Below are 17,200 nucleotides of genomic sequence, written 5' to 3' on the forward strand. Positions count from 1 at the left end.
TAGTGTTAAACTTTTTTTTAAGTTCGTATACTAGTTCTGCGAGAATTAACTATAAAATAGTAAATTTGTCATCTAATAAATTAACATACCCATGAAAGACTTAACACAAGAAGAATGGCAAAAAGCTATTGATAATGAAGCTAATGTAGAGATTTTAGATGTAAGAACTCAAGAAGAGTGGGATGAAGGTTATATTCCTAGTGCAACTTTAATAGACATTCATCAACCCCAAGAATTTATGGATGCCGTAAATCAATTAGATAAGTCGAAAGAATACTATATTTATTGTCGCTCTGGCGGAAGAAGTGCGCAAGCGTGTCAAATTCTAGATCAAATGGGGTTTGAAAACACCTATAACTTGCAGGGAGGATTTTCCAATTGGGAAGGAGCCAAGAAAAAAGATTAAGTAGAATGCTTATAAGACTATTTCTTCTATTATTTACGTTTTCTATTCTTGCAGGATGTGAACCTAGTAGAGTCAAATCTATAACCCCAACGGAGTTAGAAGATATGGTTAATGATAGTGAAGAATTTCACTCAATAGACCTTAGAAATAAAACAAGTTTTGATAAAGAACACTTAAAAGGAGCGGTAAATGTTGTCTTTGATGATCAATTCCTAATAAATATGAAGGAGTTTGATAAAGATAAAACTGTAGTGCTTTACGCGGAAAATAATGATGAAAGTATGAATGCTTCTATGTTATTATTTGATGAAGACTTTAAGCTTGTATATTTTTTCCTAAATGAATACTCTAGTTGGAAAAATGATATTAATATAAATTAACTATGAAAAAAAGATTATTAGTTATTGCAACTATGGTTTTAGCTCTTTTGGTGTTTAACTCTTGTACCGAGGAGAAAACCTCTCAAATACAAATGGTGTCTAAAGAAGAGATGAAAGACATCATAAAGTCAGATCATACTCAATTAATAGACGTAAGAACTATTAAAGAGTTTGAAGCAGGACATATTAAAGGAGCTCAAAATATAGTCTATGATGAAGATTTTGCTAATAAGATCTCTCAATTAGATAAGCAACAACCTGTGGCAGTATATTGCCATACAGGAGGAAGAAGTGCAAAATGTGCCACCATTTTAAAAGAAGCAGGATTTGAAAAGATTTATGATCTAGAAGGTGGTTTTGAAGCTTGGACCTATAAAGATAATCTAGAGTAAGTTACTCTAGCTAATCAAAATAAAAAAAGCGGAATTTATTTAATTCCGCTTTTTTTTATTTCTATAAGTAACGTTCATTTAATATTTGTAAATGATGTAACTCGTGACCAGAAATCACTAAACCTATAGCACCTACCGATACCATTAAGTTATTTGCATTTCCAATTTTTTTAAGTATGGGTTGAGAAAATGATTTAAATAATAGGCGAGAACTTTTTCTTTGTGCAACATATTCTTCTAGTAGATTTTCCAACATACGATCATTAGCATCCGATTCTTTTACAAAATCTTCGTGGTCATAACCAGGTAAAACGGTTTTATCATTCCGAGCAAATCGTAACGCACGACCACAAAAAATTCTTTCAGTATCGATTAAATGCAATAAAATTTCTTTAGGAGTCCATTTTCCTTCAGCATAACGATATACTTCTTTATCACTAGGCAGATCCTTATAAAACTGAATTACTTTATTTTTAGAATAATCTAAGCTTTCAAGTAAAGAGAGATCAGGTACTTTTTCTAAATAATTTTTGAGGTAATGATCAAAATCTGATGATGGTAAATTGGAAACTTTCATGTTTTTTTTACTAAAATACACATTGTAGTTTAATTATTAATCGTAATATTGCAATATATAAATGATTAAATGGGAATTACCAAGTCAGAAATATTTACACCGCAACAAAATAGACTCGCTAGTCTTGCCAAAGTATTGGGACACCCTGCGCGTATTGCTATTTTAGAACAGTTATTTAAAATAAAAACCTGTGTTTGTGGAGATTTAGTAGAAGAGATTGGTTTGGCACAGCCAACTATATCTCAGCATCTTAAAGAACTCAAAAATATAGGTTTAATTAAGGGTGAAATTACTGGTACAAGAGTTTGTTATTGTATAGATGTAGAGAATTGGGAAGAGATGAAAAATACTTTAAGTAGTTTTTTCGACTTATCATTACCAGAGAATCATTGCTGTTAAAAAAATTTAATTATAATCATCGTAATATTACGATTAAAAAATCAAATTATGAATTTAGAAGAATTTAAAAATCAGTTGTCAGCATTAGAAAAGATATATTTTCAGTTGCCTTCTGGTGCGTTAGTCCCTTCGCATTTTCACGTTACGGAAGTAGCTAAAGTAGAGAAAGAGTTTGTGGATTGCGGAGGAGAATTCCGTAAAGAAGAAAAAATAAGCCTACAACTATGGGAAGCAGATGATTATGACCATAGGTTACATCCTGAAAAACTAATCGCTATTTTAAAAACTGCCGAAAGTACTTTAAGCTTAAAGAATGTAGATATAGAAGTAGAATACCAAGGAAATACTATTGAAACTTATGATTTAAATTTCAGCAAAGGAGAATTTTTATTGGTATCTAAAAAAACAGATTGTTTAGCAAAAGACCAATGTGGCATACCAGAAAAGAAACTAAAAGTAGAATTAAGTGGAATGAGCAATAATACATGTACGCCAAATTCTGGTTGCTGTTAATTTATAAGTTATGAAAAATTTACTGTATTCAAATTTAGTGGATTATATCGATCAATTATCGATTGAAAACTTATCTCAAGAAAGAAAAGAGATCTTAGATACTTTAGCTGAATTTATTCAGGGAAAAATAGATAATAATGAAGTTTGCAACCTTAATTTTATCTGTACTCATAATTCCCGTAGAAGCCATCTAGGTCAAGTTTGGGCACAAAGTATGGCTAGTTATTTTAATGTTTTTCCTTTTTATGCTTATTCTGGAGGAACAGTGGCTACAGCGATGCATAATAATATTGGTTTAGCATTAAAGGAAGTAGGTTTTTCAATCGAAAACTTAGCTGAAATGGAAAATAGTGTTTACGCTATTTCATTAGGAGAAAATTTACCTAAGGTAATTGGTTTTTCTAAAGTGTACGATCATTCATTTAACCCGAAGACTCAGTTTGGTGCCATTATGACTTGTTCTCAAGCAGATGAAGGTTGTCCTTTTATCGCTGGAGCGGAAAAACGAGTAGCATTAACCTATGACGACCCCAAAGAGTTTGATGGTATACCCAATGCACTTGAAAAATACAAAGAAAGAAGTGAGCAAATAGCTACCGAAATGAAATATGTTTTTACTAAAATTAAAAATTAAGAAATGAGTAGTAAGAAACGTTTAGGTTTTTTAGACCGTTATTTAACTTTATGGATTTTTGTAGCCATGTTGATAGGTGTAGGCTTAGGATATTTTTTTCCAAGCTTCCCAGAAATAGTAAATTCTTTTCAAAAAGGGGCTACAAATATTCCCATTGCCATTGGTCTAATCTTAATGATGTATCCGCCATTAGCGAAAGTTAATTATGCTTTATTACCAAAAGTTTTTAAAGATGTAAAAGTACTCTCGGTATCTTTAGTGCTCAATTGGATTATTGGACCTGTGTTAATGTTTGTATTGGCTATTATCTTTTTACAAGATCATCCAGAATATATGGTCGGGTTAATTTTAATAGGATTAGCACGATGTATTGCCATGGTTTTGGTGTGGAATGATTTAGCTGAAGGAAGCAGTGAATATGGAGCAGGTTTAGTTGCTCTAAATAGTATATTTCAAGTTTTTGGATATAGTTTTTATGCGTGGTTATTTATTACAGTATTGCCTCCTTATTTTGGTTTTGAAGGTGCTATTGTAGATATTTCTATCGCTACTATTGCCGAAAGTGTTGCTATTTATTTAGGAATTCCTTTCTTACTAGGGATGTTAAGTAGGTTTTTTCTAGCAAAACTAAAGGGAGAAGCTTGGTATAATAATACTTTCTTACCTGCTATTTCACCACTAACCTTAATAGCTCTTTTATTCACTATTGTAGTGATGTTTTCACTTAAGGGAGAATATATAGTGAAACTACCAGGAGACGTATTGCTTATTGCTATTCCATTACTTATTTATTTTGCGCTTATGTTTTTAATAGGTTTCTTTATAAGTAAAGCGATGGGAGCAACTTACGATAAAAATGCAGCCATTGCATTTACAGCTGCGGGAAATAATTTTGAATTAGCCATTGCCGTAGCTATAGCAGTTTTCGGTTTAAATTCTGGACAAGCTTTTACAGGAGTAATAGGTCCGCTTGTTGAGGTTCCTGCTCTTATTTTATTAGTCAGGGTTTCCTTTTGGTTGAAGAAAAAGTATTATAAGTAATCAATATTCTATATAAAAAATCCCATAAAATTTAAGTTTTATGGGATTTTTTTTGATTAATTATTTGCTTAACGGCCTATTTGATAAAGTAGTATAGCGGTACCAAAACGGCTTTTCTAATTAAGAATCTCTTTGTTTAGATTATGCTCAAAAAAATTAAATAATATCTTTTTTAAAGTTCTTACTTGATTAATATGAGTGATTAGTTTTTGTTTAAAATTAAAGTGTTCATTTAGAAAAAAAGTTTCACATTGAACGTCTTCGCATTCTACAATATCTTCAGACTTATTTTTAAACTCTATTAGCTTTAGTTTAAAATGAGCATTCTTATCAGTAATATGTTTTATTGATTTTAAAATATAGGAACCATCTTCTTCATTTGCATTGGCTTTTCTAATTAGATTAGAATCCAAAAGTTTAGAAAAGAATACAAGTTCTTGTTCTACAAACTTTATTTCTTTCGTCCATTCATTAATATCTTTTTCAAGATTCAGTTTTTGAATATCATCATCATCATGATGTTCTTGTATAGGATTGTCCATGGTATTTATGAGGTCTGGGTTACATCAATAATTTTAATGGTACTTTCACCAGATGGGAAGTGCCAAGTAATTTCATCATCTTTAGCATATCCAAATAAAGCAAGCCCCATAGGTGCTAAAAAAGAAATTTTATTGTTTTTAAGATCGCTATGTTCTGGAGTTACTAGTTGGTATGTTTTTTCTAAAAAAGGAGTTTTTATAGTTACATAAGAATTGAATCTTATTACATCATTTGGTAATTTATCCTTTTTTACAATTTGAGCTTTTGTAAGCTCTTCCTTTAATTTTGATATAGAGGTTTTATAAGTATCATCTTTTTGGTATTTTCCCATAGAGATAATTCTTTTGATTAAATCATACTCTTTCTTTTCTATGATTAAAGTGTTGTATTTCATATCTATAACATTAATTAAAAAAGTACTTGCAGTGGCCTACTACATTTATTACTAAATGCAGTTGTTTAGTTTAAAATTAAATTTTCCAAAATTTATTATATAATTGACGAGACACCACAAGCACTTTTAATCATACTTCTTATGGGAAAATTCCGCGTTGAGTATAGGCTAATTCTATACGATGAATGGCAATAATATATGCTGCCGTTCTCCAATCTACTTTATTTTCTTCTACTGCTTTTTCTACGCGTTTAAAGTTTTCAGTAAGTTTTTTCTCAATTTTTTGCATCACTTCATCCAATTGCCAAATCTCACCGTGTCTGTTTTGTAACCACTCAAAGTAGCTGCCAATAACGCCGCCAGAATTACACAAGATATCTGGAATAATTGTAATGCCTCGTTTTAATAAAACTTCTTCACCTTCTGTTGTAATTGGACCATTTGCTCCTTCTGCAATTAAATTTGCTTTCACGCTAAGAGCATTATCTTGATTGATTTGATTTCCTAATGCAGCAGGAATAAGCACATCACACTCTAATCCAAAAAAGTCATCTGGCGCAATTTCTTCTGCTTCCGTAAAGCCTGCTATAGAACCTTTTCTTGGTTGTATATGTTCTGTTAAAGTAATTGGATCTATTCCTTCTTCTTTATATAAAGTTGCGTGGGCGTCTTGTACAGCTATCAACTTAGCGCCTTCATCTACCATAAATTGTGAAGCCCATTGACCTACATTCCCAAAACCTTGGACAATAAATGTTTTACCTTCTAAAGTTTTTCCCTGAGAAGCTAAATAAAGCTTGATGGTAAGAAAAACTCCAAAGCCTGTAGCGCGATCTCTTCCTTCCAAACCGCCAGAACCTACAGGTTTACCTGTTACGATATGATTATTATGAGAACGTGATGAAGGAGATTTCGTAGACATGTAAGTGTCTAAAATCCAAGCCATAGTCTGTGGATTCGTGTTAACATCTGGTGCAGGAATATCTTGGTCTGGGCCAATATTATCTCCTAAAGCATAAGTAAACCTTCTAGTGATTCTTTCTAACTCTGCTAAAGAATGTTCTCTAGGATCTAATTGAATTCCTCCCTTTGCACCTCCAAATGGAAGACCTGCCAAAGAAGTTTTCCATGTCATCCACATTGCTAAAGCTTTAGCATCATCTACGTCTATAGTAGGGTGATAACGCAAACCTCCTTTGTAAGGACCTAATGCATTGTTATGTTGAACGCGGTACCCTGTAAATATTTTGACTTCACCATTATCCATTTTTACAGGAAAATGAACAATAATTTCGTTGTTGGTTATACCTAATATTTTTTTAATATTTTCATTAAGCCCCACAAGGTTAGCAACTTGATTATATTGTTGCATAACATTTTCATACATGGTAGCTGGTTTTTTTTCTTGAAGTGTACTCATATTTAGTTATGATTTTCGCAATACATTTTTAAATTGTGTTTCCAAATACATGTGATTCTTTCTAAGCAATCTATGCATAAACCCGAATCAATATTAACCTTATTAACTACAGGTTTTTCTTTTGTTAAAGTATTCATTAACCAGATTTTAGTGTTCTTTGAAACCCAATAGTCAATAGGTGTACCATTGTTTTTTTATTTGGGTAGTTAAACAATAAGTGTTTGTATATCAGTTGTTTGTTGATGTTTTTATTTTTAAAGAGATTGTGCCTATTGAGAGATTTTTACTCACAAGATTAATAATGTACCAGTTTTTAAATGGAGACTTGTGGTTTTTATAAACTGATTTAACGAAACAAATTCTAAAACTAAAGTTAAATGCTAATGCTGTTCTTTTAACTAATTGTAAATTAAATAACTAATTAAAATTTATAATGATGAAAAAAATTACTCTAGCTTTAGTATTATTCAACTTAGGATTACAGGCTCAAACTTTTCCCGATCCATATTGCGATATAGACGATAGTGGTACCACAGTAGAAGAGATAACCTTAGTGAATTTTGGACAAACAAGTATCCCAAATAGTGATGCATCTTCCATTTTAATAGATGAAACAGCTACGATTGCAAATGTAGATCTCAGTGAGACTATTTCTGTTGCAGTTGAAGGAAACACATATGGAGATTTTGGCAATGAGATAGTTCTCTTTATTGATTGGAATCAAAATGAAATTTTAGATGACATAGATGAGGTTTATGAATTAGGTACGCTGACTAATTCTACCGGAAGCGATGGAATTTCTTTAAATATGAACATTACCGTACCTCCAAATGCTTTAACAGGAGAAACACGAGCGAGACTTACAAAAACCTATGCCGATGAAGATTCACCTGCTATTGTAGATCCTTGTGTAATAGAAATGGATGCGTTTGGTCAAGGAGCTTTCCCTGGTTATGGTCAAGCTTTAGATTTTACGATAGATGTAGGAGCGTTGCAAACCAGTACTTTTGATAAAAATGCCTTGTCGGTTTATCCTATACCAGCAAAAGAGGTGTTAAATATAGAATACAAAACTGCATTAAATTCCGTTAAGGTTTTCAACATTTTGGGACAGGAAGTATTATCTCAAAAAGTAGATGCAAATCAATTACAAGTAAATGTTTCATCCTTAAATAAAGGAGTGTATATGGTTAAGTTATTTACGGAAGAAACTCAGCATAGCTTTAAAATAGTCAAGGAATAGAATAGTAAAACCACGTATCAAATAGCGAGTGCTTTTTTCATGAAAGTACTCGTTTTTTATTTCTTTACTCTAACTTACTTCGTAATGTTTTTCGATTGATCTTTAAAATTTCGGCAGCCTTAGTCTTATTATTATCTACCGAAGAAAGTACCTTTTGAATATATTGTTTCTCCATTTGCTCTAACGGAACAAATGTTTCTTTTCCAGTGGTTTCTATTTTATATTTAAAGTGTTTTGGAAGCTGAGGTAAATCTACTTGGTCTTCATTCATAATTGTTAATTTTTGAATGCAGTTTTCCAATTCTCGTATATTACCGGGCCAAGGGTAACGCTCAAATATTTCATAAATACGATCGCTTAGCTGTATTTTATCTTTGGCATACTCTTTAGCATATTTAGATAAAAAATATTGAACCAGTAGTGGGATATCCTCTTTGCGTTCGTGTAAGTTAGGCACATGTATATCTACCACATTTAAGCGATAGTATAAATCTTCTCTAAAAGTACCTTTTTGTACTTGTTGATATAGATCTTCGTTGGTGGCAGCAATAATCCTAATTTGAATTTTTTGAGGTTTTGTAGCTCCAATTTTAGTGACTTCCTTTTCTTGTAAAACTCTTAATAATTTAACTTGTACCGAAGCAGGAGCAGTACCAATTTCATCTAAGAAAATAGTACCAGTATTCGCTGCTTGAAAGAAACCTTCTTTATTTTGATTAGCTCCTGTAAAAGCACCTTTTTCATACCCAAACAGTTCAGATTCTAATAAATTCTCGGGAATAGCGCCGCAGTTTACAGCAATAAAAGGATTTCCCGCAAACGAACCTTTATAGTGAATAGCGCGAGCAATAAGTTCTTTACCTGTTCCGCTTTCTCCTTGAATTAAAATAGTGGCCCGGTTATTTTTTACCCGCTCTATGCTTTCAATCACATTTTGTATGGAAGAAGATTTTCCTATTATCCCAGCATACACCATAGGAATATCTTGATCTTTCACAGATTTATCTCCCAATTGAATTGGACTCGCTAATTTGTTTTTTAAAGATTTTTTTACTGAATTTTTTAATTCATTGCTCGTAAAGGGCTTTACTAAATAATCTGTAGCACCAGATTGGATCGCAGTCACTGCAGAGGTAATCGAAGGAAACCCCGTAATGACTAACTTTGGAAGAAAAGGATAATGCTCGCCAGCGTATTTTAGCAATTCTATACCATTAACTTCTGGCATTTGTATATCAGTAATCAACAAATCTATAGCAGATAATTTGAGAATATCTAGTGCTTCCTTTACAGAAGAAGCTTTGTAAACATGATAATCTAAAGCTTTAAGATTCCGTTGAAGAACCTCTAACATATCATAATTATCATCTACAATTAAAATATTTTCTCGTTTTAGTGCCATTAATAGTGGTGTTTAGGAATACTTATTTTAAAAACTGTACCCTTGGGCTTATTTTTGCTAAAGGTAATACTTCCTTTATGACTTTTTATAATTCCGTGTACAACGCTTAGACCTAATCCAGATCCTTCTCCTACAGGTTTTGTAGTAAAAAACGGATCGAAAACCTTTTTAGCATATTTATCTGGAATACCTTTACCTTGGTCTGCAATCGTTATGTAGATGTTTTTTTCATCCTGCGTTAAGCTACAGGTTATTTTACTGTTGGTTGGAGAAGCATAGATGGCATTAATGAGTAAATTGAATAATACTTGTGTAAGTTGAATGCTATCTATTTGTGCTTCAATGTCTTCTTTTGCAATTAGTTTTACGCTTACTTCTGCTTTTTTGAAGTTTTGTCCCAGAAGACTTAAAGCTTGTTCTACTACAGGCTTTATATTAATATGTTCTCTGTTTTGTGGCATTTCACAAGCAAAAAACATAAGTTTCTTCACTACTTCTCGAGAAAAAATAGCAGCATCAATTATTTTTTTGCTGTCTCTTTTAATGGAGGGATCGGTTGTTTTTTCTTCAATAAATTCAGCAAAGCCTAACATGTTTCCCAAAGGTGTGTTTAACTCGTGCGCAATACCTGCGGTAATCTCTCCCAAAATCGCAAGTCGATCATTACGTTGGGCACTGCGTTGTAACCACTCTTCTTTCTTTTGTTGTTCAATCTTCTCTAAAAAAATACTTACTTCGTGAGCTACTTTATTTAATAGTTTTTGTTCTTCTTCTAGAAAATCACTTGTTTGAAACTGCGGAATAGGATAGTGCACCTTAATCTCACCAGCGCGTTTCTTAAATAGCGAAATATCACAAGATTGATGAACTGTATTTACAGGAATCTCATCGGTTTTTAAGTGATGTTTTAAAGCGTTAATTTCTACATATGCTGCATTGGGGTGACGCCAGGCTTTTTTTAAAACATGGGTTATCTTCTCCAAAATTATTTGAGGGTCTTGGTGATCTTGCGATTGAAAAAGGGAAGAGATTTCATATAGACAGCTTAGTTCTTTTACTCTTTCAATTAAATTTTCATTTGCTCCCATATTCATTATTTTATTGCACCGGCGATTCAATATAATATAATTTTATTAACGCTATTTTAAAATTTCAGATTTAGTTTAAAACTTTCAATTGCTCAACGATCTCTTGTAAATTGGTTTGAGCGTCCCCAAAAAGAAGCTGGCAATTTTCTTTTTCAAACAATTCGTTTGCAATACCTGCATAACCGGGATTCATACTTCGTTTAAATACGATGACGTTTTTACTTAAATGTGCTTTAATAATTGGCATGCCATAAATAGAACTCTCTGGGTTGGTTTCCGCAACAGGGTTTACAACATCATTTGCCCCAATAACTAATAATAAGTCGTATTCTTGTATATAGTCATTGGCCTCGTGAATTTCTTTGAGGTAATCATAATCTATTTTTGCTTCGGCGAGTAACACATTCATATGTCCTGGCATTCTACCTGCAACAGGGTGAATAATGTAATCTAAGGTCTTATCTTGTCCGTGCAATAATTTTTGAAGTTGAAAACAAGTGTGTTGAGCCTGTGCTACAGCCATTCCGTAACCAGGAACAATTCCGATTTTTTTTGACAGAAGTAATTTAGTAACTGTTTCAGAAACATTGGTCTCTTGAATTACTTGCTGCTGAGATGTTTGTGCTCCCTGTTGTTTGCTTTTATTGGAACCAGCAATAACTTTCCATAGAGGTCTATTCATGGCTTTACACATTAGAATAGTTAAGAAAATTCCTGCGGCACCCACAAAAATTCCTCCTGCAATCATGGTTTTATTATCGTATAAAAGACCAGCTAATGCAGTGGCAATTCCAGTAATAGAGTTGAGTAAAGAAATCACTACAGGCATATCTGCACCACCAATGGGCATCACGAATATAATTCCGTAAAGTAATCCTAATACTAATAAAATGAGGGTAAGATGAAAAAATGAAATAGGTAAAACCGAGGCTGCAAAAGCTATGGGTAATGCGACACAAATAATTACTAGAATTTTAGAAATCACATTGATAAATAAAGAATTACGATCTTTTAATTTTCCTGAAAGTTTTAAGTAGGCTATTATACTTCCTGAAAATGCAATTGCTCCAGTAATCGTTCCTAAGTTTAAGAGAATTTGGGGCCCAGTGGCTATAGTAGTATTAATTTGTATGGCTTCAATCCATCCTAATAACATAGCGCATCCACCGCCAGTAGCGTTAAGTAGAGATACCATTTGTGGCATTCCAGTCATTTTAACTTTAAAAGCCATTTGCTTACCTACTAGAATCCCTAGAACAATAGCGGTTAAAATAATACCCAAATTAGTGTAATTGATTTTCTCTGATATAATTCCCGTAAAAACACTAAGAATAGCAATTAGCATACCAACAGCAGCTATGGTGTTTCCTTTACTGGCGTGCTTAGGTGAGCTCATTAATTTAAGACCTGTGATAAAAGAGAACGAGGCTAATAAATAGCCAATATTCATAATGATATTCATAACTTTAATTAGATTTTGTGGTAAACATTCTCAACATTCTACGGGTCACTAAAAATCCTCCAGCGATATTAAGTGTTCCTAAAAAAACAGCTATTCCGCCTAGAATTAATATTCCTATATGAGCATCTTCAGGTAAATTAAGTACTATGGCAATGGCTCCTATGGTAATAACACCGCTAATGGCATTTGCTCCCGACATAAGTGGTGTGTGTAAAACCGATGGCACGTTAGATAGTACTTCTATTCCAATGAAGATACAAAGGAGTACGATGTAAATCGCTTCTAAGTTATTTTGTAAAAATTCCATATTTTAATTATTATTCTTGATTAATTACTTGAGTAGCTTTAATAAGTTCGTTTTCTTCCCCTTTTTCGATGAGATGTTTTATAAAGTTGAAATAATTAGCAGACAATAATTGAGAAGCAGCTTTTGAAAGTTCTCTCGATAAATGAGAGTTTCCTAAAATTGTAGTGGAATTGTATGTTATCGTTTCGTTGTTTTTGGTTAAGCTACAATTACCACCTTGTTCTGCTGCTAGATCGATAACAACCGAACCAGAAGGCATATTTTGTACGGCGTTTTCATCAATAAGAACAGGAGCTTTTTTTCCAGGAATATTCGCTGTACATATCACTATGTTTGTAGATTGGAGTTGCTCGTTTATGCGATCTTGTTGTCGTTGCTTGTAATCTTCTGCTTGCTCTACAGCATAACCGCCTGCATTTTTAGCTTCGGTATTTCCTTCAATTTCTATAAAATTAGCGCCTAAACTTCTTACTTCTTCTCCAGCAGCTTTTCTTACATCGAAAGCGTGTACAATGGCTCCTAATCGTTTTGTGGTAGCAATAGCTTGTAAACCTGCAACTCCAGCGCCTAAAACTAAAACCTTAGCAGGTTGTAAAGTGCTTGTGGCTGTCGTAATCATAGGAAAAACTTTAGAGTATAACTCCGTTGCTTTTAAAACAGCTTTATATCCAGATAGAGCATCTAAAGAAGATCGCACATCCATCGCTTGTGCTAAAGTAGTTCTAGGAAGTTGGTCTAAACTGTAAACCTTTGCTTGCAGTTTTTTAAACTTTTCAAGTCGCTCAGAAAAATATAAAGTGTTGTAAATACCAATAAATGTGGTGTGAGGGGTTACGTTATCCTTTTCTTCTATTACATCGTTTATAGAAAGAATAAAGTTTGCCTTTTGTAAGATATGAGCTTTAGTTTCTATAGTAGCTCCTGCAGAAATATATTCGGCATCTGTTATGTTTGCTCTTAAACCGTAGTCTTTTTCTACTTGAATAACAACTTCATATTTTTCAATTAATTTTTTTACCTCTTGGGGAAGAAAGGCGAGTCTTGTTTCTTGAGAGGACTCCTTTAGAAGTCCAAAATGATGTTTCATAAATAATATAAATATGTGATCAGCTTATTTTAAAGCTAGGACTTGCCAAGTTTTATACCATCTTAAGAAAAGATCTACTTTTGGTTTTTAATTTACTGAATATTAGAATTTTGTGTTTTTTTAGTGAAATATTTTACTGGGTAGGTATTACTCGCTTGAATAGTAGTGTGCCGAATAGAGAAGAAGATGAAAAGATATTTTACTTGCGTGTGGAAAAGCTGAAAATTGGGAAATAAAAAAACCCTAAAACGATAATAAACGTTTTAGGGTTTTGTAGTGACCTTGCCAGGATTCAAACCTGGAACCTCCTGAGCCGTAATCAGGTGCGCTATTCAGTTGCGCCACAAGGCCGTTTTGCGGGTGCAAATATATCTCTTTTATATAAAACTACAAAGTTTTCTGTTTTAAAATTCAAATTTTAATTGTAAAAACTTCTGGCTATCTTCGAAAACTCCAAAATTGACTCCTATGAATATTGAATCATTAGTAAGGACTATACCCGATTTTCCTAAGAAAGGGATTAGTTATAAAGATATTACTCCGCTTTTACAAGATTATAAAGTTATGGAATATTGTGTGAAGAAATTTGCAGAGCAAATAGATTCGCCAATAGACAAAGTAGTGGGAATAGAGTCTCGAGGTTTTTTCTTTGCTACTTTATTGGCAAAAGAGTTAAAGGCAGGTTTTGTTCTGATAAGGAAATCGGGGAAACTACCTTATAATACCTTAAAAGAACCTTATGATCTAGAATACGGTCAAGATGAGTTAGAAATTCACGAAGACGCGATTCTAAAAGGAGAAAAAGTCTTAATTCATGATGATGTTCTAGCGACTGGCGGCACCGCTAAAGCTGCTTGCAATTTGGTAGAACGTTTAGAAGGAGAGATTATTCAATGTAATTTTTTAATTGAGCTTACTTTTTTAGAAGGGAAAAATCAATTAGAAGGAAAAGACATCTTCTCGCTCATAAAGTATTAATTTTCTAATAATTTTTGATTGGGGTTTGCTCCAGCGTGTTTAGTAACCCAAGCTTTCCAGCCAATAATTGCCAGTTGAAATTTGCTAGCATTTCTTAAGTCGAGCCCTTTTTTGGTATAATTGGGCAAAATGGCTTTATTGAGTTTAGATAAACCTCTAAATATTGATGTTTTAAGTCCCATGGTTTTTCTTTTAAAAATACAAAATCCCTGAAAGACAAGCTTTCAAGGATTCATATTTTAAGAAAATTATAGGCTTTTACTTGGTTGTGATGACAATTACTCCGTCTTTAGCTTTTTTTCCAAATTTTTCAATAGCTTTTTTACCTTTTAATGTAAAGATGCTTTTAATCTGATCTGGGTTTAGCTCACTAAGTTGTCTTCTTGTGATTTCTTTTCCGTTAAGGATAATGAGGGTGTTTTTGTTTTGAAGAGAAATTTGATGCTCTAACAATTCTTTAGGAGAGGTTGTATTGATTTCACCTTCTTTGTAAATATTAAAATTCATTAATTTTTTTCCGTTTGAATTAATATTTAGTTTCTCCTTTGCTTCTTGAGATGTGTAAACTGTAATCGTTTTTATTTTTTCAGCTGGGATGTTTGCTGCCTCGCTTGCTTCTATTTGTTTACCGTTAAGGCAATAAATATATTCACTTGCAGACTCGATAATTTCGACCTCAATCTCTTTATTGTTTTCTTCTTTCGAGGGGATCTCTTTGTCTTCTTTTAAGGTTATGTCAATAATGCCGTATTTAGCTTTATCTCCGTATTCACTTATAGCGTTCTGCTCCTTAATTAAATTTACATTTTCAATATTTTCAGGTTGGAGTAAGCTCAATTCCTTACGATTAGATTCTTTTCCATTAATGATGATAAGTGGACTTTGTTTAGTAGTTCTTAAAGCTTTTTTGACACCTTCATTTGAAGTTTGAATTGCAGGAATCTCCTTAATAATAATTGCCCCATCTTTGGCTTTTTCTCCGTAGATTTTCTGTGCTTCTTCGGGCTCGAGTCTTTCTACATTTAATGAAGAACCTTCTTTAAATGTATGAGATTTTTTTTGAAACTTATTTGCTTCTTTGCCATTAATAATAATTAAAGGTTTTTCTCCTAACTTGTTGGATGTTATTTTTTTTTCAGCTGTGATTCCGTTATTAGAAATTATGGTAGCTTCATCGTTTTTGTTCCAGATTTTAATATGGTTATTTACAACCACTATTTTTATAGGAAAACTATTGACCCCTTCAATAATCATATTTTTTATATAGCTTTCATTATCTTTAAATTTGCTGCTAATCGTTAGAGAAATGATTTCACTTTTAGTGTTTCTCTCTATATTAGAAAACTTTAGTTTAGTATTTTCTAGTTCTTTTTCTAGTCCGTTTTTAATTTTTCTGATTTCTTTATCAGAAGTGTATTTAGTAATTACATACGTTTTTTTAGTAGTTAAAGCTGTTTTTTGCTGCTGCTGAGTTTTATCAACTTCTTGAAGATGATTAGCTGAAGCGTTTTTAACCGACTTTATCCCTTCTGTAATTAAATCTTTATGAGGAAGGTTTTCGTTCTCATGAATTTCCGTGGATTGATTTTCCGCTAAGGGAATAAATTTTATTTCTTCTTTTACATTGAAACTCCATAAAAAAAGACTTAATAAAGGTAAAATGAGAATAGATTTGGCCCAAGCATATTTGGACGATGCATTTTTGTGTAACATAACAATTCGTTTTTTGATTAATGATTGATAAAATGAATTGCCTAAACTAGGCGAGTGATGATGATTAGAAGTTTTTAATAAGGTAAGTGCATATTCTTTTTGGTCAACGTTGTTTTTTGTGGTAACATTTCTGTCCGCAATAAACTCTAAATTCTCTAGCATTTGTTTATTATACCACCAAGCAAACGGATTGAACCATAAAAATACAAGCATGAGTTGATGTAGCATTACATCTATAGAGTGGTATTGCTTACCGTGAATTTTTTCATGTTCAATGATTAATTTTAGCTCATCTTTTTGATAGGAGGGTAGGTGATAACCAATAAAATGAAAAAAGGAAAACGGAGAGGTTTTTTTAATTAATTCAATATGATAAAAACCTTCAGCATCTCTCTTTTTAGGTAGTCTTAAAATATTAAATAGGCTGAGTAACTGAAATAAAAACCTAATGCCCATAAAAATCACCCCAACAATATAAAGGTTAAGTAATAGTTTTAACCAGTTAAATGATTCAGTTTCTGCTAAAGGAAAGTTTTGTACAGGAGAAGAACTAACTTCGTTTCCAGGTAAAAAAACCGAATTTAAAATAGGCTCAGTTTCAATATATGTGATTTGAGTAAATTCTAAAAAAGGAAAACTAAAAGCGCACACCATTCCTAGTAAAAGAAAGTAGCGATTACTCTCAAAATAGGTGTCTTTTCGTAAAGCGAAATAATAGACGATAAAAAATAGTCCTAATATAGATGTGCTTTTTAATAAGTAGAGAAGAATTTCCATTACTTTTTATTTTCGATAATCTCTAAAATTTCGCGTAGCTCTTTGGCGCTTATTTTTTCCTCTTGAGCGAAAAAAGAAACCATATTCTTATAAGAACTATCAAAAAACTTTTGAGTAGCATTTTTCATAAAATAGGCAGAATAACTTTCTTTGCTAACCTTAGGAAAGTAACGATGGGTTTTTCCAAACGCTTCATAATTTACAAACCCTTTCTCTTCTAGCTTTCTAACCAGTGTAGAAACCGTATTGTAGTGCAGTTTGCTATTAGGCATTTCGGCTAAAATTTCTTTTACAAATGCTTCTTTTAGCTTCCATAAAGCTTGCATCACCTCTTCCTCTTTCGGAGTTAATTTTTCCATAGTTGTGTTATTTGGGCGTTCCCTTTCAGGTCAGGCTGTCCACTATATCTTTTTCTTGTTTAAAAAAAACAAGTAAAAGGATGCC

At 32.5% G+C, this 17,200-nt stretch carries 21 protein-coding genes and 1 tRNA gene; 9 read left to right on the forward strand and 13 right to left on the reverse strand.

All coding sequences use genetic code 11. From position 1 onward, the window contains the following. Positions 1 to 91 precede the first annotated feature (91 nt). Genes FT986_RS07115 through FT986_RS07125 form a run of 3 tightly spaced genes read left to right on the forward strand, consistent with a single transcriptional unit; the run spans position 92 to position 1,178 of the window. Entirely contained in the window at positions 92 to 406 is a 315-nt protein-coding gene (locus FT986_RS07115; RefSeq protein ID WP_111541252.1) for a rhodanese-like domain-containing protein, read from the forward strand. A gap of 5 nt (positions 407 to 411) precedes the next feature. Next, complete coding sequence (locus FT986_RS07120) at positions 412 to 786, forward strand: rhodanese-like domain-containing protein (protein ID WP_147864500.1); 375 nt, start codon at positions 412 to 414, stop codon at positions 784 to 786. Positions 787 to 788: 2 nt separating this feature from the next. Beyond that, a complete protein-coding gene (locus tag FT986_RS07125; protein WP_146240774.1) occupies positions 789 to 1,178 on the forward strand; it encodes a rhodanese-like domain-containing protein in 390 nt (129 codons plus the stop codon). 61 nt (positions 1,179 to 1,239) lie between these two features. On the opposite strand, the gene FT986_RS07130 is transcribed toward FT986_RS07125, so the two are convergent. Continuing rightward, entirely contained in the window at positions 1,240 to 1,755 is a 516-nt protein-coding gene (locus FT986_RS07130; protein ID WP_147864501.1) for a DinB family protein, read from the reverse strand. Between the two features lie 69 nt (positions 1,756 to 1,824). Here FT986_RS07130 and FT986_RS07135 point away from each other — a divergent pair, with 69 nt between their 5' ends. From FT986_RS07135 to arsB, 4 genes are read left to right on the forward strand one after another with little or no spacing between them, the layout of a single operon-like run. Further along, on the forward strand, positions 1,825 to 2,154 hold the full coding sequence (locus FT986_RS07135; protein ID WP_111541255.1) for a helix-turn-helix transcriptional regulator: 330 nt from the start codon (positions 1,825 to 1,827) through the stop codon (positions 2,152 to 2,154). Positions 2,155 to 2,202: 48 nt separating this feature from the next. Then, positions 2,203 to 2,667, forward strand: coding sequence for a DUF6428 family protein (locus tag FT986_RS07140; protein WP_147864502.1), 465 nt, complete (start codon positions 2,203 to 2,205; stop codon positions 2,665 to 2,667). Positions 2,668 to 2,677: 10 nt separating this feature from the next. After that, positions 2,678 to 3,301 (forward strand): low molecular weight phosphatase family protein, encoded by a 624-nt coding sequence (locus FT986_RS07145; protein ID WP_147864503.1) that lies wholly within the window; start codon positions 2,678 to 2,680, stop codon positions 3,299 to 3,301. Positions 3,302 to 3,304: 3 nt separating this feature from the next. After that, a complete protein-coding gene (gene arsB / locus FT986_RS07150; RefSeq protein ID WP_147864504.1) occupies positions 3,305 to 4,342 on the forward strand; it encodes an ACR3 family arsenite efflux transporter in 1,038 nt (345 codons plus the stop codon). Between the two features lie 116 nt (positions 4,343 to 4,458). Here the strand turns inward: arsB and FT986_RS07155 are convergent, their stop codons facing one another. The 3 genes from FT986_RS07155 to FT986_RS07165 all read right to left on the reverse strand — a co-directional run bounded on the left by FT986_RS07155 (position 4,459) and on the right by FT986_RS07165 (position 6,699). Next, positions 4,459 to 4,884 carry a hypothetical protein gene (locus FT986_RS07155; RefSeq protein WP_111541259.1) on the reverse strand — a complete coding sequence of 142 codons (426 nt, stop codon included), beginning with the start codon at positions 4,882 to 4,884 and terminating at the stop codon, positions 4,459 to 4,461. Positions 4,885 to 4,889: 5 nt separating this feature from the next. Beyond that, on the reverse strand, positions 4,890 to 5,279 hold the full coding sequence (locus tag FT986_RS07160) for a GreA/GreB family elongation factor (RefSeq protein ID WP_111541260.1): 390 nt from the start codon (positions 5,277 to 5,279) through the stop codon (positions 4,890 to 4,892). A gap of 139 nt (positions 5,280 to 5,418) precedes the next feature. Next, positions 5,419 to 6,699: a Glu/Leu/Phe/Val dehydrogenase gene (locus FT986_RS07165; RefSeq protein WP_147864505.1), complete on the reverse strand. Its 1,281-nt coding sequence runs from the start codon at positions 6,697 to 6,699 to the stop codon at positions 5,419 to 5,421. A 436-nt stretch (positions 6,700 to 7,135) separates the two neighbouring features. On the opposite strand from FT986_RS07165, the gene FT986_RS07170 reads away from it, so the two are divergent. Next, positions 7,136 to 7,942 (forward strand): T9SS type A sorting domain-containing protein, encoded by an 807-nt coding sequence (locus FT986_RS07170; protein ID WP_147864506.1) that lies wholly within the window; start codon positions 7,136 to 7,138, stop codon positions 7,940 to 7,942. A gap of 64 nt (positions 7,943 to 8,006) precedes the next feature. On the opposite strand, the gene FT986_RS07175 is transcribed toward FT986_RS07170, so the two are convergent. From FT986_RS07175 to FT986_RS07200, 6 genes are all read right to left on the reverse strand, one after another. Beyond that, positions 8,007 to 9,344: a sigma-54 dependent transcriptional regulator gene (locus FT986_RS07175; protein ID WP_147864507.1), complete on the reverse strand. Its 1,338-nt coding sequence runs from the start codon at positions 9,342 to 9,344 to the stop codon at positions 8,007 to 8,009. Further along, entirely contained in the window at positions 9,344 to 10,432 is a 1,089-nt protein-coding gene (locus tag FT986_RS07180; protein ID WP_245924759.1) for a sensor histidine kinase, read from the reverse strand. Before FT986_RS07180 ends, FT986_RS07175 begins: the two co-directional genes overlap by 1 nt. A 70-nt stretch (positions 10,433 to 10,502) precedes the next feature. Further along, a complete protein-coding gene (locus FT986_RS07185) occupies positions 10,503 to 11,894 on the reverse strand; it encodes an NAD(P)(+) transhydrogenase (Re/Si-specific) subunit beta (protein ID WP_147864508.1) in 1,392 nt (463 codons plus the stop codon). Between the two features lie 4 nt (positions 11,895 to 11,898). Beyond that, positions 11,899 to 12,201, reverse strand: coding sequence for an NAD(P) transhydrogenase subunit alpha (locus tag FT986_RS07190; RefSeq protein ID WP_147864509.1), 303 nt, complete (start codon positions 12,199 to 12,201; stop codon positions 11,899 to 11,901). A 10-nt stretch (positions 12,202 to 12,211) separates the two neighbouring features. Beyond that, positions 12,212 to 13,288, reverse strand: coding sequence for an NAD(P) transhydrogenase subunit alpha (locus tag FT986_RS07195; RefSeq protein ID WP_147864510.1), 1,077 nt, complete (start codon positions 13,286 to 13,288; stop codon positions 12,212 to 12,214). A 277-nt stretch (positions 13,289 to 13,565) separates the two neighbouring features. Beyond that, a tRNA-Arg gene (locus FT986_RS07200) sits at positions 13,566 to 13,639 on the reverse strand. 117 nt (positions 13,640 to 13,756) lie between these two features. Between FT986_RS07200 and FT986_RS07205 the strand changes: the two genes are divergently transcribed. Then, positions 13,757 to 14,266, forward strand: coding sequence for an adenine phosphoribosyltransferase (locus FT986_RS07205; RefSeq protein WP_147864511.1), 510 nt, complete (start codon positions 13,757 to 13,759; stop codon positions 14,264 to 14,266). On the opposite strand, the gene FT986_RS07210 is transcribed toward FT986_RS07205, so the two are convergent. The 3 genes from FT986_RS07210 to FT986_RS07220 all read right to left on the reverse strand — a co-directional run bounded on the left by FT986_RS07210 (position 14,263) and on the right by FT986_RS07220 (position 17,115). Then, a complete protein-coding gene (locus FT986_RS07210) occupies positions 14,263 to 14,448 on the reverse strand; it encodes an SsrA-binding protein (RefSeq protein ID WP_147864512.1) in 186 nt (61 codons plus the stop codon). The genes FT986_RS07205 and FT986_RS07210 overlap by 4 nt on opposite strands. Before the next feature lie 76 nt (positions 14,449 to 14,524). Then, positions 14,525 to 16,756 (reverse strand): M56 family metallopeptidase, encoded by a 2,232-nt coding sequence (locus FT986_RS07215; protein WP_147864513.1) that lies wholly within the window; start codon positions 16,754 to 16,756, stop codon positions 14,525 to 14,527. Next, entirely contained in the window at positions 16,756 to 17,115 is a 360-nt protein-coding gene (locus FT986_RS07220; RefSeq protein ID WP_147864514.1) for a BlaI/MecI/CopY family transcriptional regulator, read from the reverse strand. Before FT986_RS07220 ends, FT986_RS07215 begins: the two co-directional genes overlap by 1 nt. Positions 17,116 to 17,200: the final 85 nt, after the last annotated feature.

Origin of the sequence: Mesonia sp. K4-1, assembly GCF_008017825.1 — a bacterium.
Lineage (GTDB): Bacteria > Bacteroidota > Bacteroidia > Flavobacteriales > Flavobacteriaceae > Mesonia.